Here is a 19846-nt window from a genome sequence, read left to right on the forward strand (position 1 = left end):
GGCAGGCGTTAAGAAAACATCATTGCACTGCAACAAAGCGCCCAGCCGTGAGAGTCGCGCGCCCGGCCGTGGAACCTTTCCGTAACGATCAGCGACGCGGCGGCGCGGGCAGCAAGGTCCAGGCCGCCCCGCCCTTCAGCAACCATGCGCCGAGACTCGCCTGCTCGCCTTTCGCCGCGGCGGCGATGGCGCGATCGAGCGAATCGCCGCGCGGCGGCCAGGCGTCGGGCGCCGCCCGCTCCAGCATCAGCAAAACCAGCCGCCGCAGATATTCGCGCGGCAGGTCGGTCCGGTTGAGTGCATAGCCCCCGCCCTCAACCCGCACATGGCGTGCGGCGAAATCAGCGACACTCCATTCCAGTGCATCCTCCGCCTCCGCCAACGCCGCCGCGCTTCGCGCGCTCGCCTCGGCATTCAGCCAGTCCGCGCCCGCGAGAACCGACCGGATCGACGCCCGATCGTATCGCGGGTCGGCATTGGACGGGTCATGGACATGGGGCAGGCCTTCTGCCTCGGCCAGCGCCAGCAACGCCGCCTTGCGCACGCCCAGCAGCGGCCGGATCACTCGCCCGGCCCGCACCCGCACGCCCGCCAGTCCGCCGACGCCAGATCCCCGATTGAGCCGCATCACCATGGTTTCGAGCTGGTCGTCGGCATGATGGGCGGTCATGATCCAGTCGATGTCGTGGTCGGCGCGCCATGCCTCGATCCGGGCATAGCGCTGCCCCCGCGCCCAGGCCTGGACATTGCCGGCCACCGGCGCATCGGGCGTCAGGATGCTGTGATCGATGTCATGATCAGCGCACCAACGCCCGACCATCGCCGCCTCTGCCGCCGACTCCGCGCGCAACCCATGGTCCAGCGTGACCGCGGACACCCGCCCCGGAAAAACACAAGCGGCCAGATATAGGAGGGCCATGCTGTCCGGCCCGCCCGACACGGCGATACCGAAACGCGCGGCCGGGTTAGCCCCGACCAGCGCCTCCACCGCCGCGATCAGCCGGGCTTCCAGCGCTGCCCGGCCTGGAGGTTCGATCAGCTGCACTTCGCCTTGGTGCGGCCCTTGTCCATCATGCCGCGCTGGCTGGCCGACAGGCTCGATCCATAGACCTGCTCCAGTTCCTGATAGACCTTGCAGGCGTCGGCCGGCTTCTTGAGCTGTATCAGTGCTTCGCCCAGATAGGTCAGACTGTCGGCGGCGCGGTCGCCCCGCGGGCGCTTCTGGTAATTCTCGTAGAAGGCGACCGACGCCAGTGCCGGCTTGCCATCGTCCAGATAGGCGCGGCCCAACAGGTTGGCGGCTCGGCTACCCACGGATGCGTCGCCATATTTGTCGACCGTCGCCTTCAGCTGCCCCTGCGCCTCGGGATAGAATTTCGCATCCCACAGGCGGAAGCCATAGCTATAGGCGTCCTCTGCCGCATTGCCGCTATTGGGTCGCTCGATCGCGGCGACGGCGGCCTTGCGCTCCTCGCTCGCGGCAGCTGGTGCTGTGGGCCTGGGCGCAGCCGGACGCGGGGCGGCAGCCCCAGGCTCGGCGGGTACGTTCACCATCGGGCGCGTCGCGGACACGGCCGGTTCGGGCTGAGCCAGACGCGCGTCGGTTTCCACCTTATATTTGTTGAATGCCTCCTCCAGCTGGCGAAGCTTGTAGCTATTCTCCTCGACCTGCCCGGTCACGGAGGCGAGCTGCGATTCCAGCGCGCCCACCCGCGCGGTCAGGTCCGCGATCGGTGCGCTGGCAGGCGTACCCGGCGCGACGCTGGGCGTGGTCGGGCGGGTGATTTCGGCTTCGAGCGGTGCGCCGGCGGGAAAGACTTTGCGCTGCACCGCGCGCATTTCCTTCTCCAGCCGATCGACCCGCAACTCGACCCCACCGCTCTGGGCGCCAACCGGCGGTGCGATCGAAAGCAGCGCGGCCCCTACCAGAGCAGAGGTCGCGAAAAAGGCGTGACGCATGATAATCCCCGACAAATTAGGTGCCTTAACCATAGGCCGTTATTCCGCGCGGTAAAGCGCGTCCTTCAACCGGCCGCTGGCGGCCATGTCAGTTGGCGGCCGCCGCATCGGTCTGTGGCACGGCAGGTGTGGGCTGCGCCGGGGCAGGCACCGGCGTGCCGCCGGCGGGTTGCGCAGCGGCGGGCTGTCCGGGCGCAGGCACGGCTGCGCCGGCAGCGGCGCCCCGCGCCAGCAGCGCCTCGGCGCTCACCGGCACATCGGAAATGGTGCGATCGGCCGCGCCAAGCGGCGGGATCGGCTTGCCACCGACGGTGACGTTCAGCGCCTGCGGACGGCCGGTCACGATCATCGGGTTGCGGGCATTGGCCGGCAGGGTGAAGCTTTCCCCCTTCTTCATCAGGCCATCCTTCAGCCGCTCGCCAGCCTCATCGGTGATGCGCAGCCAGACGTCGTCCACAGCGGTGAAGACCACCGTCTGCACCACAGGTGCCGCCGGCGCGGCACCGGCCGGACGGGCGGCGGCGGGCTTCGCCTCTTCCTGCGCGGCAATTTCCTCGCCGGTGGGCGGGGTAAACATCTGCGTGCGCCAGATCATGAAGCCGGCGATCAGCAGGATGACGATAACGGCCGCCGTCCAGGCCAGGGCGCGCGACGGCACGCGCGCCGGATCGACCGGCTCGAACGCTTCATAGCGGCTGGCCCCCAGATCGGACCCATGCACGCCGTTGCGCACTTCGGCCGCGATCATCACCTCGTCGACGCCAACGGTGCGGGCATAGGCGCGCGCGAAGCCGACCGCATAGGGAATGCCGGGCAACGCGGCATAATCGTCACGCTCCACCGCCTCCAGCTGACGCTGGGCGATGCGCGTACGGGTCGCGACATCCTGGATAGACAGGCCCTGCGCTTCCCGCGCCGCACGCAACTTCGCGCCCGGCGTCATGGATTGCTGATCCTGCGCCTCTGCCGCGCCGGTTTCGACTTCGGGTTCTTCTGCCATGCTGCTCCGCGACCTGTACTGGCCGGCCTTGTCTCATTGCGGGACGTGCGTTGTCAACGCCGCACTGGTCTTCCAAAACCGAAGTTCGTCAGACCTTTGCCAATAGGTTGAACGAACTTCGGATCCATCAGAGCCACCAGCAACCGCAGGACTCCGATGTGGCTCAATTCAGTTCTATGTCCCGTTCCACCGCCCATGCGGTGAGCCGTTCGCGAATGTCGCGCGCGCCGGCATCCAGCCATTCGCGCATCATCCCCTCCAGCTCGCTCGCATCGACCGCTCGGATCATCGCCTTGACCGGACCGACCGATGCCGGAGTGATCGACAGGCGACGAATACCCAGGCCGATCAGCGCCATCGCCTCCAGCGTGCGCCCGCCCATCTCGCCACACACCCCGACCGGCACCTGATAGGTCTGGCACGCCCGCACCACCCGGTCGAGGAAGCGCAGGATCGCGATGCTCAGCCAGTCATACCGCTCCGCCAGCTTGGGATGCGCCCGATCGGCGGCGAAAAGGAACTGGGTCAGGTCGTTGGTACCGATCGAGAGGAAATCGATCCGGGGCAGCAATATATCCAGCACCTCGGCCAGCGCGGGCACTTCCAGCATAGCGCCATATTTTACCGCGATCGGCAGCTTCTTCTTCTGCCCGTGAAGCCATTCGCGCTGACGCTCGACCAGGGCTCGCGCCTCCTCATACTCCCACGGTTCCGACACCATCGGGAACATGACGTTCAGCACCTTGCCCGCGCTCGCCTCCAGCAGCGCCCGCGCCTGCGCTTTCATCAGGCCATCGCGATCCAGCGCCAGCCGCAACGCGCGCCAGCCCATCGCCGGATTGTCCTCCAGCTCTTCGTCCCCGTCGCGCGTCATGTATGGCAGCGCCTTGTCGCCGCCGATGTCGACGGTGCGGAAGATGACCGGCCGGTCGCCCGCCGCATCCAGCACATCCTTGTACAGCCGCTGCTGCTTCTCGCGTTGCGGCAGGGTGGCCGACACGAGGAACTGGAATTCGGTACGGAACAGGCCGATCCCGTCCGCGCCCACCAGGTCGAGCTGCTGCGCATCTTCGCGAAGGCCCGCATTGACCATCAGCTCGACCCGCTGCCCATCGGTCGAGACCGACGGCAGGTCGCGCATCGCGGCAAATTCTGCGCGGCGTTTCTGGGTGACATGCAGCTTGCTCTCGAACGCCTCCTCCATGTCCGCGTTGGGGCGGATCAGCAGGTTGTTCTCGCCCACGTCCATCAGGATGAGGTCGCCTTCATTGAGCTGATGGCGTACGTCGCGCACACGCCCGAGCACGGGCACGCCCATCGCGCGCGCGACGATGGTGACGTGGGCGGTCAGTGACCCTTCTTCGAGAATAACGCCCTTCAACCGCCGCCGGTCATATTCCAGCAGTTCCGCCGGTCCCAGGTTGCGCGCGATCAGGATCGCGTCCTGCCGCAGGCCCATCGTCGCCGCCGTACCCAGTTGCCCCGACACGATACGGAGCAGGCGATTGGCCATATCCTCCAGATCGTGCATCCGATCCTGTAGCAGCGCGTCGTCGATCTGACGCATCCGCATCCGGGTGCGCTGCTGCACCCGTTCGATGGCAGCCTCGGCGGTCAGGCCGCTGTCGATCGCCTCGTTGATGCGCCGGATCCAGCCTTCGTCATAGGCGAACATCTTGTAGGTTTCGAGCACCTCCTGATGTTCGCCCTCAGTGCCGAACTCGGCCGCGCCGGTCATGCGGTCGATCTGCTCGCGCATCTTGGTAAAGGCCGAAATCACGCGCGCGCGCTCAGCCTCGGTATCCTCCGCGACAGTATGTTCGACATGGATGCGCGGCTGGTGAAACACCGCATGACCGCGCGCCATGCCCATTACCAGCTGCAATCCGTGCAACATGGTCGTGCCGGTGTCGGCCACGCGGGCATCGGCCGGGCCGTCATCGGCCAGTTCGGCATTGGCGATCAGTTCGGACAGCACCATGGCGACCGTCTGCAATGCCTCGATCTCGACCTCTTCATATTTGCGCGGCTCCACATGCTGCACGCACAGGACGCCGATGGCGCGCTCGCGCCGTACGATCGGCACGCCGGCAAAGCTGTGGAACAGCTCCTCACCCGTTTCCGGGCGATAGCTGTAATCGGGATGCGCCGCCGCCTCGTCCAGGTTCAGCGTCTCGACATTGGTGGCGATCAGGCCGACCAGCCCCTCACCCATCGCCATACGGGTAACATGAACCGCTTCCTGCTTCAGGCCGCGCGTGGCAAACAGTTCCAGCACGCCTTCGCGCACCAGATAGATGGAGCATACCTCGCTCGACAGCGACTCGCCGATAATCTCCACCACCTTGTTCAGCTTGGCCTGTGCGCTGGTGCGCGACGCCATCACTTCCTGAAGGCGGATGAGTATCTGACGGGCGGCGGCGGCGGGGGTGCTGGGCATATCAATGCGCTAACAGATACAGGGGCTGTTTTCCAAGGTTCATCCGCAAAATAGTTGCGCGAAAAAGCGCGGATTCCGATGCTGACAGGCATTTGCATGGCGGAAACATTCTGTACATTCGTCCAGCACGGCGAAGAGTCTTTGGGAAAGGCTCGGCAGGGAGACAAGCGACCATGGCGACGCAGACCGACAGCGCATTCGAACAGGATCTACTCGACCGCGGCTATTCGCGCCGCCAGATGGCGAAAGTGGCCGCCCTGATGGGTGCGGGCGCCGCCGCCCTCCACATCGGCGGCGCAGCGGCGCAGCAGGCGGCAAAGGCCGTCGCCGGCGCGGTGCGCATCGGTGCCAACGAATGCTGGACCGGTCCCTTCCCCGTCGCGGCCGACGCCGCCTTCAAACTGGTGACGGAAGGCAATCGCTACGAACCCGACAATGAGCATCAGAAGCTGTTCGACGCCGTCGCCTCGGTCGAGGGCATCCCGGCCGACCGCGTCACCGCCTGGCCAGGATCGTCCGACCCGCTGAATCGCGTCGCGGTCAGCTTCGCCTCGCCCACGCGCGGCATCGTCACCGCCGACCCGACCTACGAAGCCATCTGGCGCACAGGCGCCTGGATCGGCGCCAAGGTGACGAAGGTGCCGCTGACCGCCGACTATCGCCATGACGTGAAGGCGATGCTGGCGGCCGATCCCAACGCGGGCGTCTATTATATCTGCTCGCCCAACAACCCGACCGGGACCGTCACGCCGATCGCCGACATCGAATGGCTGGCGAACAACAAGCCCAAGGATGCGATCCTGGTCGTCGACGAAGCCTATATCCACTGGGTCGACGGCCCCAACGCCGCGAAGTTCGCCGCCACGCGCGACGACGTGCTGATCCTGCGCACCTTCTCGAAGCTGTTCGGCATGGCGGGCATGCGCCTCGGCCTCACCTTCGCCAGCCCCAAGCTCATGGAAAAGATGATGCGCTATGACGGCGGGCAGGTGACGGCGATGCTGCCGATGACGGCCGTCGCCTGCGGCACCGTATCGGTCGCGCAGGCCGACCTCATCAAGGCGCGGCGCGCCGAAATGAACGCCGCCCGCGAAAAGTCGGTCGGCCATCTGAAGGCGAAGGGCATCAAGGTCATCCCAGGCAGCCAGGCCAACATGTTCATGGTCGACTGGGGCAAGCCCGCCAAGGACATGCAGGCCGCGATCCTCGCCGCCAATGTGCAGATCGGCCGCAACTGGCCGATCTGGCCGAACGTCTCGCGCGTATCGGTCGGCTCGATGGCCGAAATGGAAGCCTTCAACGCGGCCGTGGACAAGGTCTGGAAAGCGTAAATGTTTTTTGACCATGCGCCTGCCAGCGCATGGTGAGGACGGCACCGGCCCACTCCCCCACCCGGCCACCCAACGGAAGTATCATATAGGTGGCCGGGTGGGGGAGTGGGCCGGTGCCGCTTAATTTTCCGCAGGAAAATTCCCAAAATCCATGGCGGCACATTGCGGAAATGTGTCGCCGCTTCGTCTTTCCCCATGACCGACATGTTTGCAGGAACGGGGACGGACGACATGACCATGATGCTGAACAAGGATGCCAGGGAAAACCTGATCGAACGCGGCTATTCGCGCCGCCAACTGGGCGAGGTTGCCGCATTGCTGGGCGCCGGCGTCGCCGCCAGCTCGCTGCTGGGCGGGGCGGCCCATGCGCAGCAGCAGGCCGCACGCGGCGTCGCCGGCGCGGTGCGCATCGGTTCCAACGAATGCTGGACCGGCCCCTTCCCGTCGGGCGTCGACGCCGCCGCCAAGGCCGCCTCGCTCGGCAACTGGTATGATCCCGACAATTATAAGGGCGATCTGGTCGCCACGGTAGCCAAGGTGGAGGGTATTCCCGAAAGCCATGTGATGCTGTGGCCCGGCTCGGGCGGCCCGCTCGTCAGCACCGTCGCGGCCTTCTGCTCGCCAACCAAGGGGCTGGTCACGGCCGACCCGACGTTCGAATCCGCCTGGCGCACCGCCGATTATCTGAAGGCCCCCATCGCCAAGGCGCCGCAGGCGATCGGCAAGGGCCATGACGTGAAGGCGATGCTGGCCGCCAATCCGAATGCAGGCCTCTATTATATCTGCACGCCAAACAACCCGACAGGCACCGTCACGCCGCTGGCCGACATCGAATGGCTGCTGGCCAACAAGCCGGCCGACAGCATCCTGCTGGTCGACGAAGCCTATATCCACTTCTCCGAAGCGCCGAGCGCGGCGAAGCTGGTGGCGGGCCGCAAGGACCTGATCGTCATGCGGACCTTCTCGAAGCTGTTCGGCATGGCGGGCGTCCGCCTCGGCCTCACCTTCGCCGATCCGGAACTCCAGAAGCGGGTCAATCTGTTCAACCCGACCGCCGGAGGCCTGTCGATCACCGCCATGGCCTGCGGCAACGCGGTCTACACCGAAGCCGCGCTCATCAAGGCCCGCCGCGAGGAAATGATCGCCAACCGCGAGGAAACCATCGCATGGCTCGCCAAGAAGGGGCTTGAAGTCCAGTCGGGCAGCCAGGCCAACATGTTCATGGTCAACTGGAAAAAGCCGGCCAAGGACATGCAGGCCGCGCTACTCGCCACGCCGGAAAAGGTGCAGATCGGGCGCAACTGGCCGATCTGGCCCAATGTCTCGCGCGTGACCGTGGGGTCCGCCGAAGACATGGCCAAGTTCCGCGCCGCCGTGGACAAGGTCTACAAGGCGTAAATCAGAGTTACATTTCCCAGCAGGAAGGGCGTCCGGACAACCGGGCGCCCTTTTCCGTCAGGGCGTTTCTGCTTCCAGGCTTTCCAGCGCCTGTCGGTCCTCATGCGACACGAACTCGCAGGCGAGCAGGGTCTGCCCCGCCATCGCCGGTCCCTGCCGCGCGACGATCGAGATCAGCCCCATCTCCCGCATCCCCTGCTGCTCCTCGCCAAGCTGCCGCGCAAAGCCGAGGCTCGACGCGCCGAGCAGGCGGCTCTTCTCCGCGCTGAGGCCGTAGCGCTTCGCCGCCTCCACCGCGACCTCGCCCTCCAGCAGCACGCCGACGGACATGCCGGCGAACAACACCGCCTTCGCCACGAAGCCGTCCCGCTCGATCGGCCTGGGCAGCGGATAAATCGCCGCACCGAGGATGGATGTATCGGCCTTGGCGATCTTTTCGGCCGCTTCATAGAGCGCCGTCGCGCTGCCGGTCGAATAGGGCGGCTGGCACAGGGCTGCGCCGAAAAAGTCAGGCGCCTCCTGTGCGACGGCGGGTGTGGGCAGGATGGCACCGATCGGCATCATGATGCGGGCGAGGGAAAATTTGCTGCTCATGCGTGCGAGATGCGCAATTTATTTCGCCTTTTCAACGATATTGATTGGCGGCGTGCCGGCCCGCGCTGCCAGCACCGCGACCATCGCCCGCCCCAGTGCGGCGAGCGGCCCATCGCCTTCCCGCGCATAGAGCGACACCAGCATCGGCTCGACCGCACCCAGATCGGACCGCCGCGTCACCGCCGCGCTGCCCACCCCCGCCAGCGGCAGCAGCGACACGCCCACACCGGCCGCGACCGCAGCGACCACGCTTTGCAGGCTGCTCCCCGAAAAGGCGATGAACCAGCGTCGCCCCTCCCGCTCCAGTTGCGCGAACATCTGGTCGCGATAGAGGCCGCCTGCCGGAAAGCAGACCAGCGACAGCGCGTCGGCCTCCATCGCCTCCATCATCCGGCCGCCCGCCGCCTCGAACCAGCCCAGCGGCTCGGCGAAGGTCGCACGGCAATCCGGCCCTGCCACCGCTTCCTTGACGATGACGATATCGAACTCGCCCTGCCGATAGCGTTGCGCCAGATCGCGGCTCAGCCCTGTCGTCGCGTCCAGCCGGATATGGCGGTGCGTCCGCGCGAAGCCGGCAAAGGCCTCAGCCATTGCGTCCGTCGCCAGATCCTCCGGCAGGCCGATCGAGATCGCCGCCGTCCCTGCGGGATCGCGCAGCAGCAGCGCCGCATCCTCGTTGAGCAGCAAGATCCGCCGCGCATGGCCGATCAGCCGCTCGCCCATGGCGGTCAGGCATACCGGCCGCGCCGACCGGTCGACCAGCGCATGGCCCGCCATCTCCTCCAGCCGGCCCAGTTGCTGACTGATCGTCGACTGGGTCATGTTCAGCCGCTCGGCCGCGCGGGTGAAATTGCCGCTGTCGGCAATGGCGACGAAGCTGCGCAGCAGACGGGGATCGAACATGGAGATCATTATCAATATGAATTATATGCATTCCAACATCTAATTTGCGCATGATCGCCGATCCCTTAAAATCTCGCCTTTCCTCTCTGGAGCGCGGACCGACGATGAAGAGACTGCTGGCCACCACCCTGCCTTTCATGGCGCTGCTTTCGTACCCGGCACTCGCCGCCCCGCAGCAGGGGGACATGATAATCCGCCACGTCTCCGTCATCGACGTCGAGCATGGCAGAACCAACGCCGACCAGGCCGTGGTCTGGCGCGGCGCGGATATCGTCGCGGTCGGCCCGGACAAGGCGATCGCAAAGGCCTGGCGCACCGGCGGCTCCATTGAGGGCAAGGGCCGCTTCCTCATCCCCGCGCTCTGGGACATGCACGTCCATTTCGGCGGCGGCCCGGACCTGATCGAGGAAAACAAGGCGCTCCTCCCTCTCTATGTCGCCCATGGCATCACCACGATCCGCGACTGTTCGGGCGACCTGCCCGACACCGTGCTCGGCTGGCGCAGCGAGATTACCAGCGGCAGCCTGTTCGGCCCGCGCCTCCTGTCCTCCGGCGCGAAGATCGAGGGGATCGCCCCGGTATGGAAGGGCACGATCGAGGTCGGCAGCAAGGCCGATGTCGATGCCGCCATCACCCGACTACAACAACGCGACCATGTCGACTTCGTGAAAATCACCGACAGCACGCTCAAGCCCGACCTGTTCCTCTACGCCGTGTCGCAAGCGAAGGCGCATGGCCTGCGCAGTTCGGGTCATATCCCGATGGCGCTGACCGTTAGACAGGCAGTGGATGCGGGCATCAGTTCGATCGAGCATCTCGACTATGCCTACAAGGCAGGCGTGAAGGATGAGGCCGTCATCGCCGCCGATTTCGCCGCCGGTCGCATCGACCGGGCGGAGGCCAATCGCCGCCTCGACGCCGGTTTCGATACCGACACCGCCATGGCCGCCTATCGCAATTTCGCGGGCAAGCACGTGTTCGTAACCCCTACCCTTAACGGCAGCCGCATCATCAGCTATCTCGATCGCGACGATCATGCGAACGATCCCTATCTCGCCTATATCGGCCCGAAGCTGCGCAAGACCTATGACTGGCGCATCCAGCGCGCGGCCCAGGTCGACGCGGCCGCCATCACCGCCCGTCATGCGCATTTCGAGCGCATGGCCGCCATCTTGCCGCTGCTGCAAAAGGCGGGCGTGACCATCATCGCCGGCACCGATGCGGGCTTCCTCAACAGCTTCAACTATCCCGGCATCGGCCTGCATGACGAACTCTCACTGTTCGTGAAGGAAGGCCTTTCGCCCGCGCAGGCGCTGTCCGCTGCCACCCGCGCCGGCCCCGCCTGGTTCGGCCAGCTCGACCGTTATGGCAGCGTCGAAGCCGGCAAGGCCGCCGACCTCGTCCTGCTCGACCGCAATCCGCTTGAGGATATCGAAGCCACCCGCGCCATCGCCACGGTCGTGATGCGCGGCAAAGCCTATGACCGCGCCGCGCTCGACGCGATGCTGACCGACACGAAGGCGAAGGTGGCCGCCTGGAACAAGGCCGATTGACCGCAATAAAAAAGGCGTCCGGGCCAGCCGGACGCCTTTTTATCGCCGCATGAAGGCGGCTTTCAGTGCGACCTTCAATTCAGGGCGACGATCCTGTCATTGTCATCCAGCAGGTTGATTGCCATCGTCTGACGGCCATCGAACCATTTGTTGCCGTCCCGCTGATCGCTTTCCAGCTTGCGGATCTGCCGGATATAGCTGCTCTCATTCTTGGCGAAGAGAACAGTCGCGACATATTTCTGAGATGGTGCCAGTCCTGACGGCAGCGGATGCAGCGTTCTGATCTTCGACACGCCGCGCATGGCCGCCCGGTCCAGTTGCACGGAACCCGAAGATTTCAGCAGCGCGACATCGGTCGGCGTCCCACTGTCACTGCACCTGAACTTGACCGCCACGACGCCCTCTCGCACATCGCCGAGGAAGGTTGGATATTGCAGTTTCTGCGACAACATCTGGCCTGTGCGCACGGTCCAGTCGGTCAGCGATCTCTGCTGCGCCGTAACGTTGATTTCCGTATCCTGCCCTTTTCCTGCCGCCCCGCTGAAGGGCACCATGGCCAGAACGGACGACATGAGCGCTAATGTGATCCATTTCATGTTCGATCTCCCGCCTGAGGATGATCGGCCGGTTGCGTGAGGGCTGGCGCAGTCTGCGGCGTCTAGTCGGCCCGCTCGCGGTCGAAAGTCCATGGCGGGCGACCCACCACCATGGACCGCCGCACTATCAAAGTTGAACTAAAATGACAAAGATATATTATTTTTGGAACGTTAACTATCCGGAATCCAGACTATATAAAATATTGTTTCGCTGCCTTATCGATCTGATACAGCTCGGCTCGCCGCATGTCTTCATCCGACTCGCTCGATGAGCCCACCTGCCAAACACCATTGGAATGCCTGAATATTCCGATATATGGATTTATGATCCAAAAGGTGAGAGGAGAAGAATATGCGGAGCAGGTTCATCGGGCTGGGACTGTTCGCGCCTTTTCTGCTGGCCGCCGCGGCGCCCAGCACGCCTGCCCGCGAATGGACCGACGCAACCACCGGCCATCGCATCGTTCGGGTCGATGACCGGCCCGGCAATTACGGCCTCTATTTCAACTACAATCCCTTCACGCCCGATGGAAAGCGCATGGTCTATCTGACGCCGGAGGGTATCCGTGTCGCCGACGTCGACAGTTGGACCACCCGTCTGGTGCTGAAGGAAAAGGTCGACCGGCTGCTCTTCGTCGGCAACCGCACGGCGACCGCCTATTACACCACCAACCCGACCGGCGGCATCGAAAATGAAGGCCCGTCCGTAATCTGGTCGGTCAATCTCGACACCGGCAAGCGCCGCCGGATCGCCGACCTGCCCGGCGGCCGGATCGAAGCGATCAACGCCGACGACAGCCTGCTCGCGGGCCATTACGAGTTGGAGCCGCCCCCGCCCGCCATCGCCGCGCAGGGCAAGCGCGATCCGAAGACGGGATCGCCCGGCTACAGCGGCACCGGCCCGGACGGCCGCCCCCTCTCCTTCGCGGAGGCCAAGGCGCAATGGATGGATGCCCGCCTCGCCGCTGGCGTGCCGATGGAAATCTTCAGCATCGACATCCGCACCGGAGAGCGCCGCAGCATCACCCGCTCGAAGGACTGGCTCAACCATGTCCAGTTCTCGCCGACCGACCCGACCCTGCTGATGTATTGCCATGAAGGACCGTGGCAGCAGGTCGACCGCATCTGGACCATCCGCACCGACGGCAGTGCGAAGACGAAGGTTCACCAGCGCAGCTTCCAGGGCGAGATTGCCGGTCACGAATATTGGGCGCCCGACGGCCGCACCCTCTGGTACGACCTGATCCAGCCGCAGGGCGGACGCTGGCTGGCGAGCCATGATGTGGTGAGCGGCGCGCGCCGCTGGTATGCGCTGCGTCCCGATCAGGGCAGCTATCATTTCAGTTCATCGCCGGACGGCCGGACCTTCTCCGGCGACGGCGGCAATGACGGCAAATATATCAGCCTGTTCCACCCCCGCCCCGACGACAGCCCCCGCGCCCGCACGACGCTGGACGGTGACCGGCTGATCGCGACCGGCACGCTGGACACCGAACGCCTCGCCGACCTGTCGCAGCACGACTATACGCTCGAACCCAACCAGCATTTCACGCCCGACGGCAAATGGCTGGTCTATCGCAGCAATATCGAGGGCAAGCCCGCCATCTACGCGGTGGAAGTGGCGAGGGCGAAATAGGCCTGCTGTTGCAAAACGTCATCCCGGCCCACGCCGGGATGACGCTGATGCCGCCCTGTCAGGCACTCGCCGCCGACGTCTCGCTCAGCGCCTTGAACTGCTCGGCCATCTGGTCCCAGCCGGGATGGAAACCCATTTCCTCATGCCGCGCCTTGGCGTCGGCATCCCAGTGCCGCGCCGTCGCGGTGAAGCGCGTCCCCTCACCCTCGTCGGCGAAGCTCCAGATCGCGGTCATGAACGCCGTCTGCGGAATCCAGCCCGAAGCATAGGCATCGGTCGTCACCACCCGCTCGCCCGGCACCACCTCTAGGAACACGCCCTCCATCGGCCCGGTCTCCTCGCCATTGGGACCGAACATCTGCACCGCGCTGCGCCCGCCGGGGCGCAGATCCTCCTCGATCACCTCGGCACGCCAGGGCTTGGGACAGAACCATTCGTCCTTCAGGTCGGTCCACACCTTCCAGCATATCTCCCGCGGCGCGGCGATATGGCAGGTGACGGTCAGTTCATGCTCGGCGCTGCTCATGCCGTCTTCCCTTCAAAAGCCGCCTGCATCGCGGCGGTGTCCAGCTTCCGCATCGTCATCATCACCTGCATCATGCGGGCGATACCTTCCTTGTCGTCGGTCTGGTAATTGGCCATGATCTGCCGCGTCACCAGCTGCCAGGACAGGCCATATTTGTCCGTCACCCAGCCGCACGGTCCGTCCTTGCCGCCATCGGCGGTCAGCACGTCGAAATAGCGGTCCAGCTCTGCCTGATCCTCGCAAGCCACCGACAGCGAGATCGCCTCATCGAACGTGAACTGAGGACCGCCGTTCAAGGCCTGATAGCCCTGTCCGAACAGGGTGAACTCGACCAGCAGCACGCTCCCGCCCGGCAAGGGCGAAGGCGATGGATTTTCCTCCGGATAATAGCTGACATGGTCCACCGACCCGCCAAACACCGACACATAGAAACGCGCCGCTTCCTCGGCCTGACCGTCGAACCAGAGGCAGGGTGATATCTTGCTCATCACGCTGTTTCCTTGCTGCCGACCAGCGCGAACATCGCGCCCTGCGGATCGCTCGCCTGGATGATCCACGCGCCGCCGGGCACTTCCATCGGCCCTTGCAGCACCGTGCCGCCACCGGCCGTCACCCGTTCGACCGCCGCGTCGATATCGCCGACGGTGAAGTAGAAGAGCCAGGCAGGCATGGGCATCTGTTCGGGACGCGGCATGATCCCGCCCGTCATGCCCTGAAAATCGGTCGCCCCGGTCTGCGAGACGAGCTGGTAACTGCCCATCTCGCCCATATCCATGGCCTCGCCCCTCGTCCAGCCGAACTGCCCGGTGTAGAAGGCCAGATCCTTCTCGAAATCCCCGGCATACAGTTCATGCCAGCTGACATGCCCCATCGGCATGCGGGTCGGCGCCTCCATCCCGTCTGGGCTGGAGCCTTTGAGCAGCATGAAGATCGCGCCGCCCGGATCGGCCATAACCGCAAAGCGCCCGACGCCCGGAATATCCTCCGGCGGCCGCTTCACGCTGCCACCGGCCGCGGTGAGCCGCTCGGCATCGGCGTCGACATCGTTCGACCCGACATAGCCGCCCCACCAGGGGGTCATGCCGCAATCCTTCGCCTCGGCCGGAATAGCCATCACGCCGCCCAGCGGACCGGCGCTGCCGGACACGACATTATAGGGATCGTCGGTCCGCTCGCCGCCAAAGGGCGCGCTGGTCCATCCGACGACATCGCCATAGAAAGCCAGCGCCGCCTTGGGATCGCTGGTCATCAGTTCATACCAGAAGAATTTGCCGGAAAAATCGGTCATCGTCTTTCTCCTGAACATAAAAGATCGAGCACCGTGCTCCTGCGAACGCAGGAGCACGCTCTTCTAGGCAGATCCGCTCAAGCCTTCGCGTCGAGCAGCACCTCGAACCCGCCATAGATCAGCCGCGCGCCGATGAAGGGCATTTCCTCGCCCTCCTTGGGCTGCATGCGCTCATCCTTCATCACCTTCTCGGCGCCGGCGTCGCGCGTTTCCTTGTCGGGCCATTCGATCCAGGAAAAGACGACCTCCTCATCATCCTCCGCGATCACGGCGGTGCGGAAATCGTTGACCTTGCCGATCTTGATATCGTTGCCCCAGCATTCCACGACGCGCAGCGCGCCATGCTCGATGAAGATCGGCGCGGCAAAGGCGGCGACCTCCTTGTAGCGTTCCTTGTTGCCCTTGGGCACCGGGATCACGAAACCATCCATATAGGCCATCATCTCTCTCCTCTTCTGTTCGTTCAGGCTTCGGCCGCTTGACCGGCCGCCATTGCGGCCTCCATGTCCATCCACATCACTTCCCAGATATGGCCATCGAGATCCGCGAAATTGCGGCCATACATGAAGCCATGATCCTGTTTCGGATTGGGTTCGGTGCCGCCCGACGCCAGCGCCCGGCCTACCACATCATCGACCGCATCGCGGCTCGTCTCACTCAAACACAGCAGCACCTGTGCGGTTTCATGGGCATCGGGAATCTTGCGCGGGGTGAAGCTCCGGAACCGCTCATGGGTCAGCAGCATCACATGGATCACGTCCGAAAAACGGATCATCTGCGCACTGTCATCGGCGAAATCATCGTTCCGCACGCCGCCGACCGCTTCATAGAAGGCGATGGCGGCAGGCAAGTCGCTGACGGGCAGGTTGACGAAAATCATCTTCGGAGCGGGTTCGTTCGACATCACACTTCTCCTCAGGATTTTATGGTTCGGCAGCGCCCTCTCTCCTCCAGGCGACTCACCGACTTGCACTTTGTGAACTTACATATTATCTTATGCAACAGTTAAGTTAGAAAAGATAACCAATGAGTCAGCAGAGTCGAAAAAGAGCCTATCAGGACGGATGCGCCGTCGCCCATGCGCTGGATATCATCGGGGATCGCTGGGCGATGCCGATCATGCGCGAACTGATGCTCGGTCCCAAGCGCTTCACCGACCTGCGCGCCGGCCTGCCCGGAATCAGCGCCAACGTGCTGACGCAAAGGCTGGAGGAACTGGAGGCGTCCAGCATCCTCATCCGTCGTCGGCTGCCTCCGCCCGCCGCCAGCCAGATCTACGAACTGACCGACTGGGGCCGCGAGTCGGAGATATTGTTTCAGGTGCTGGGCCGCTGGGCCTGCCGATCGCCCACGATGGAGCCGGGCAAGCCGATGAGCCAGGTGTCGGTCATCCTGTCGATGCGCACCATGATCGACCGCAGCCGTATCGGCGACCTGGATGTCACGCTCGGCTTCCGCTTCGGCGAGGAGGAATTTCGCGCGACGCTCAAAGATGGCGATTTCCTGATCGACCGGGGCGAAGCGGCGGGCGCGGACACGATTATCAGTGGCGACCAGAATGCACTGGTCGCCGTCCTCTATGGCGGCGCGCGCTATGCCGACATGTCGGGCGCGCTGGCGGTCGAGGGGGACAGGGCGATGGCCGACCGCTTTGCCACCCTCTTCCCCCTGCCCCCCAAGGCGCCCGACATGGTCAATGGTCCCTAGTCAGCTTTGGGCCGACAGCTTCATGAGCACCAGCCCCGCCAGGATCAGCCCCGCCGCGACCAGCCGCGCGGGGCTGATCGCCTCGCCGAGGAAAGCGACACCGACCGCAAACGCGCCCAGCGCGCCGATCCCGGTCCAGATCATATAGGCTGTCCCCAGCGGCAGGCTGCGCATCGCCAGCGACAGCAGCCCGAAACTGGCGACCATCGCGCCCAAGGTGATGAGGCTGGGGACCAGCCGCGTGAAGCCTTCCGATTGCTTCATCGCAAAGGCCCAGACGATTTCCAGCAGACCGGCAAAAAACAGCGAAACCCAAGCCATGGCGGCTCTCCTGATACCGGGATCATTCGACATTCAGGCCAGGGGGAGCCGAAAAACATGATGTTCGAGCATCGGCGCGCAGCGGACCACAGGTCCGTAAGCACCGACGCGCAGAACAGCGCGTTTTGCAGGCCCGCATGGGTTGAATGTCGAGCGGTCCCGAGAGAGCCGGGCCGTCCCGGACTTATACCCGCAGATGCGGAGGAGGACGTGGCCTCGCTTGCTGGGGACCAGATAGGCCGGTCCCATTCAAGAGGCAAGGCTACAAGCCGCCGTGCTCCTGCGAAAGCAGGAGCCCAGGATTGGACGCGCGGCCCGGAATCTGTGTTCCTGCTTTCGCAGGAGCACAGACATCAATGCTGATTGAGCATCTTGAACACCTGCGCGAACTCGCCGCGCTTCGTGGCTTCACTCAGGAATTTCACGCGCTCGACATGGATCTCCGCCGGAGTAGGCTGCTGCCGCAACAGGCCCATCGTCTCGCTGATGAAATCCGCGAGCGGCATCATCTGCGCATTTTCGGCATGGCCTGGCATCAGGTCGGTCTGCACCCCCGGCGGCACGATCTCGACCACATCCACGCCGGTCGCCTTCAGTTGCTCACGCATGGATATGGACCAGCTGTGAATCGCCGCCTTGGTCGCGCAATAGGTCGGCGTCGCCGCCAGCGGCACGAAGGCAAGGCCCGACGACACGGTCAGGATGGTCGCGGCCGGCTGCGTCTCCAGATGCGGCAGCAGCGCATGTGCCAGCCGGATCGGGCCAAGCAGGTTGGTCGCGATCGTCGCCTCCGCGATGGCGAGGTCGATCTTCTCCTCCGCCACCATGATGCCCGCATTGAGCAGCACGGCGTTGAGAGCCGGGAAATCCGTCACCAGCTTTTCCGCAAAATCCTGGATCGCCGCCGGGTCTTCCATGTCGAGCGTCATCGCCGCCATGCCGGGATTGTCGGCCACGACCACGTCCAGCGCCGCCTGACGACGCCCGGCGATGATGACCTGATTGCCCGCCGCATGAAATTCATGCGCCAGCGCCGCGCCGATGCCCGAACCGCCGCCGGTGATGAGGATGGTATTGCCTGAACTTTGCATGGGTCAGCTCCTTTGAATTGGCTTCTGTCCCAATTTACGCCTATACTCTCTTTTGGAAAGTAGGCACCGAGAAGTGCCGTAGTCACCCAAAGGTAAGAAATGGCAAATCCGCTCGAAAATCGCTTCCACGCCGACGATATCGCGCAGGCCGAACACTATCTGGCGACGGAACCGCCCGCCGAGCTCGACCCGCGGGTCGAGCGACTCGTAAACGATCTGATCGGCCGCATCGCCGACAAATGGACGCTGCTGGTGCTGGAACTGCTGGAGGAGAAGGGCCTGCTGCGCTTCACCGAGATCGGCCGGCAGGTGGAGGGTATCAGCCAGAAGATGCTGACCCAGACGCTGCGCCAGATGGAGCGCGACGGACTGCTGACCCGCACCGTCCACCCGGTCGTGCCGCCGCGCGTCGACTATGCGCTGACCCCGCTCGGCAACAGCCTCAGCGCAGCCTTCTGCGGCGTCTGGGTCTGGGCCGAACGCAATCTGGAAACGGTGGAAGCCGCACGCACCGCCTTCGACGCGCGCGACTGAACGCTCTTCCGTCTTACTCCACCGGAGCCGGCAGCGGCTGAACCGGCAAGGTCGGCCCCGCAGGCGTCGACGCAGCCGGCCCCGCGGGCGCTACTGGCCGAACCGGCTGGGTCCGCGTCACCGCCGGCGGGCCGGACAGCGTGGGCGCAGGCACGGTCGCGCCCGCAGCCGCATCGGCCGGCACCGGCGCGGCCTTTTCCAGCGCGCTGCTATAGCTGGGCGACCATCCGGCGGGCGGCGGCGCCTCGCCTGGCGGGACCGGCGGCGGCGGCAGCGGCGTCGGTGACACCACGACCGTCACCGTAGCGCCGAAGCGCGACTGCCATTCGGCCAGGCGGCGAAGATAATCCGCATAGGCCGCGTAAAATTCCTGATATGGCTTTTCCAGTTCCTTCAGCAATGCAGGTGCGTTGGCCAGCAGCGCGCCGGACGGCATCGCCAATATCTTGGCGCCCACGGCGGTCGCCACCGGGCAGAAGCTCTTGATCACCGGCGGCAGGGCGAAGAAATTATAGACGATGGTGTTGAGCTGCTCGCGCGAACCCACGCCCGCCCGGCCGTAAGCGACCTTGTAGTTACGATCGACGGCGGCGTTGGCATCCGTCAGCACCACCTTATGCACGGTCAGTATCTGATTATACTGGTTGCGCGCGGTCGTGCCATATTTCTCGCAATTGAGCGCCGCTACGTTCAGCGCCATGCGCACATGCCACAGCGCCGTGTTCGACGTCACCTTGCGATTGGGCGTCAGATAGTCGCCCTCCTCATCCTTGGTCGGCAGGCTCATCCCCTCGGCCGCATTGCTGGGCGGCATCGGGCGGATGGTCGGTACCACCGGCGGCGGCGGAGCAGGCGGCGGCGGTGGCGGCTTCGGCGTCGAACAGGCCGCCAGCACCGCCAGCGACACAAGGGAAATTCGCCCATAAAATCGGCGCGTTGCGGACATCAAACTCTCCGAAAAACGATATG

21 protein-coding genes are annotated in these 19846 nt (G+C 64.7%); 6 read left to right on the top strand and 15 right to left on the bottom strand.

Going from position 1 to position 19846, the window contains the following annotated elements; genetic code table 11:
* Nucleotides 1-88: 88 nt before the first annotated feature.
* The 4 genes from tilS to ptsP all read right to left on the bottom strand — a co-directional run bounded on the left by tilS (nucleotide 89) and on the right by ptsP (nucleotide 5399).
* Complete coding sequence (gene tilS / locus VMR39_RS16285; protein WP_414712538.1) at nucleotides 89-1036, bottom strand: tRNA lysidine(34) synthetase TilS; 948 nt, start codon at nucleotides 1034-1036, stop codon at nucleotides 89-91.
* A complete protein-coding gene (locus VMR39_RS16290) occupies nucleotides 1036-1959 on the bottom strand; it encodes a hypothetical protein (RefSeq protein ID WP_325416986.1) in 924 nt (307 codons plus the stop codon). The genes tilS and VMR39_RS16290 overlap by 1 nt, the downstream gene beginning before the upstream one ends.
* Nucleotides 1960-2047: 88 nt before the next feature.
* Entirely contained in the window at nucleotides 2048-2959 is a 912-nt protein-coding gene (locus tag VMR39_RS16295; protein ID WP_325416987.1) for a helix-turn-helix domain-containing protein, read from the bottom strand.
* 163 nt (nucleotides 2960-3122) lie between these two features.
* Entirely contained in the window at nucleotides 3123-5399 is a 2277-nt protein-coding gene (gene ptsP, locus VMR39_RS16300) for a phosphoenolpyruvate--protein phosphotransferase (RefSeq protein ID WP_325416988.1), read from the bottom strand.
* A gap of 173 nt (nucleotides 5400-5572) precedes the next feature.
* Between ptsP and VMR39_RS16305 the strand changes: the two genes are divergently transcribed.
* Both VMR39_RS16305 and VMR39_RS16310 read left to right on the top strand, forming a co-directional pair.
* On the top strand, nucleotides 5573-6730 hold the full coding sequence (locus VMR39_RS16305; protein WP_325416989.1) for a pyridoxal phosphate-dependent aminotransferase: 1158 nt from the start codon (nucleotides 5573-5575) through the stop codon (nucleotides 6728-6730).
* Nucleotides 6731-6961: 231 nt separating this feature from the next.
* Nucleotides 6962-8128, top strand: coding sequence for a pyridoxal phosphate-dependent aminotransferase (locus VMR39_RS16310; RefSeq protein WP_325416990.1), 1167 nt, complete (start codon nucleotides 6962-6964; stop codon nucleotides 8126-8128).
* A 57-nt stretch (nucleotides 8129-8185) separates the two neighbouring features.
* Here VMR39_RS16310 and VMR39_RS16315 read toward each other — a convergent pair whose 3' ends face one another.
* Both VMR39_RS16315 and VMR39_RS16320 read right to left on the bottom strand, forming a co-directional pair.
* A complete protein-coding gene (locus tag VMR39_RS16315) occupies nucleotides 8186-8722 on the bottom strand; it encodes a hypothetical protein (RefSeq protein WP_325416991.1) in 537 nt (178 codons plus the stop codon).
* Between the two features lie 18 nt (nucleotides 8723-8740).
* Entirely contained in the window at nucleotides 8741-9625 is an 885-nt protein-coding gene (locus VMR39_RS16320; protein WP_325416992.1) for a LysR family transcriptional regulator, read from the bottom strand.
* A gap of 104 nt (nucleotides 9626-9729) precedes the next feature.
* On the opposite strand from VMR39_RS16320, the gene VMR39_RS16325 reads away from it, so the two are divergent.
* Nucleotides 9730-11178, top strand: a complete 1449-nt coding sequence (locus VMR39_RS16325) for an amidohydrolase family protein (protein WP_325416993.1) — start codon at nucleotides 9730-9732, stop codon at nucleotides 11176-11178.
* Between the two features lie 74 nt (nucleotides 11179-11252).
* On the opposite strand, the gene VMR39_RS16330 is transcribed toward VMR39_RS16325, so the two are convergent.
* Nucleotides 11253-11774, bottom strand: coding sequence for an energy transducer TonB (locus VMR39_RS16330; RefSeq protein WP_325416994.1), 522 nt, complete (start codon nucleotides 11772-11774; stop codon nucleotides 11253-11255).
* 352 nt (nucleotides 11775-12126) lie between these two features.
* Between VMR39_RS16330 and VMR39_RS16335 the strand changes: the two genes are divergently transcribed.
* Nucleotides 12127-13410, top strand: a complete 1284-nt coding sequence (locus VMR39_RS16335) for an oligogalacturonate lyase family protein (protein ID WP_325416995.1) — start codon at nucleotides 12127-12129, stop codon at nucleotides 13408-13410.
* 58 nt (nucleotides 13411-13468) lie between these two features.
* On the opposite strand, the gene VMR39_RS16340 is transcribed toward VMR39_RS16335, so the two are convergent.
* The 5 genes from VMR39_RS16340 to VMR39_RS16360 all read right to left on the bottom strand — a co-directional run bounded on the left by VMR39_RS16340 (nucleotide 13469) and on the right by VMR39_RS16360 (nucleotide 16128).
* Nucleotides 13469-13936 carry an SRPBCC domain-containing protein gene (locus VMR39_RS16340; protein WP_325416996.1) on the bottom strand — a complete coding sequence of 156 codons (468 nt, stop codon included), beginning with the start codon at nucleotides 13934-13936 and terminating at the stop codon, nucleotides 13469-13471.
* The gene (locus VMR39_RS16345) at nucleotides 13933-14424 is read right to left on the bottom strand and encodes a VOC family protein (protein ID WP_325416997.1); all 492 of its coding nucleotides are present in this window, start codon (nucleotides 14422-14424) and stop codon (nucleotides 13933-13935) included. The genes VMR39_RS16340 and VMR39_RS16345 overlap by 4 nt, the downstream gene beginning before the upstream one ends.
* Nucleotides 14424-15224, bottom strand: coding sequence for a VOC family protein (locus VMR39_RS16350; protein ID WP_325416998.1), 801 nt, complete (start codon nucleotides 15222-15224; stop codon nucleotides 14424-14426). Before VMR39_RS16350 ends, VMR39_RS16345 begins: the two co-directional genes overlap by 1 nt.
* A 77-nt stretch (nucleotides 15225-15301) precedes the next feature.
* A complete protein-coding gene (locus tag VMR39_RS16355) occupies nucleotides 15302-15664 on the bottom strand; it encodes a DUF1428 domain-containing protein (RefSeq protein ID WP_325416999.1) in 363 nt (120 codons plus the stop codon).
* 23 nt (nucleotides 15665-15687) lie between these two features.
* On the bottom strand, nucleotides 15688-16128 hold the full coding sequence (locus VMR39_RS16360; protein WP_325417000.1) for a VOC family protein: 441 nt from the start codon (nucleotides 16126-16128) through the stop codon (nucleotides 15688-15690).
* 122 nt (nucleotides 16129-16250) lie between these two features.
* Between VMR39_RS16360 and VMR39_RS16365 the strand changes: the two genes are divergently transcribed.
* Complete coding sequence (locus tag VMR39_RS16365; RefSeq protein WP_325417001.1) at nucleotides 16251-16931, top strand: winged helix-turn-helix transcriptional regulator; 681 nt, start codon at nucleotides 16251-16253, stop codon at nucleotides 16929-16931.
* On the opposite strand, the gene VMR39_RS16370 is transcribed toward VMR39_RS16365, so the two are convergent.
* The gene (locus VMR39_RS16370) at nucleotides 16932-17252 is read right to left on the bottom strand and encodes a DMT family transporter (RefSeq protein WP_325417002.1); all 321 of its coding nucleotides are present in this window, start codon (nucleotides 17250-17252) and stop codon (nucleotides 16932-16934) included. It lies immediately after the preceding gene.
* A 353-nt stretch (nucleotides 17253-17605) separates the two neighbouring features.
* On the bottom strand, nucleotides 17606-18343 hold the full coding sequence (locus tag VMR39_RS16375; RefSeq protein WP_325417004.1) for an SDR family oxidoreductase: 738 nt from the start codon (nucleotides 18341-18343) through the stop codon (nucleotides 17606-17608).
* Between the two features lie 99 nt (nucleotides 18344-18442).
* On the opposite strand from VMR39_RS16375, the gene VMR39_RS16380 reads away from it, so the two are divergent.
* Entirely contained in the window at nucleotides 18443-18877 is a 435-nt protein-coding gene (locus tag VMR39_RS16380; protein WP_325417006.1) for a helix-turn-helix domain-containing protein, read from the top strand.
* A 13-nt stretch (nucleotides 18878-18890) separates the two neighbouring features.
* Here VMR39_RS16380 and VMR39_RS16385 read toward each other — a convergent pair whose 3' ends face one another.
* Nucleotides 18891-19823, bottom strand: a complete 933-nt coding sequence (locus tag VMR39_RS16385; protein ID WP_325417008.1) for a hypothetical protein — start codon at nucleotides 19821-19823, stop codon at nucleotides 18891-18893.
* Nucleotides 19824-19846: the final 23 nt, after the last annotated feature.

Source organism: Sphingobium sp. (assembly GCF_035511395.1).
Classification (GTDB): Bacteria; Pseudomonadota; Alphaproteobacteria; order Sphingomonadales; family Sphingomonadaceae; genus Sphingobium.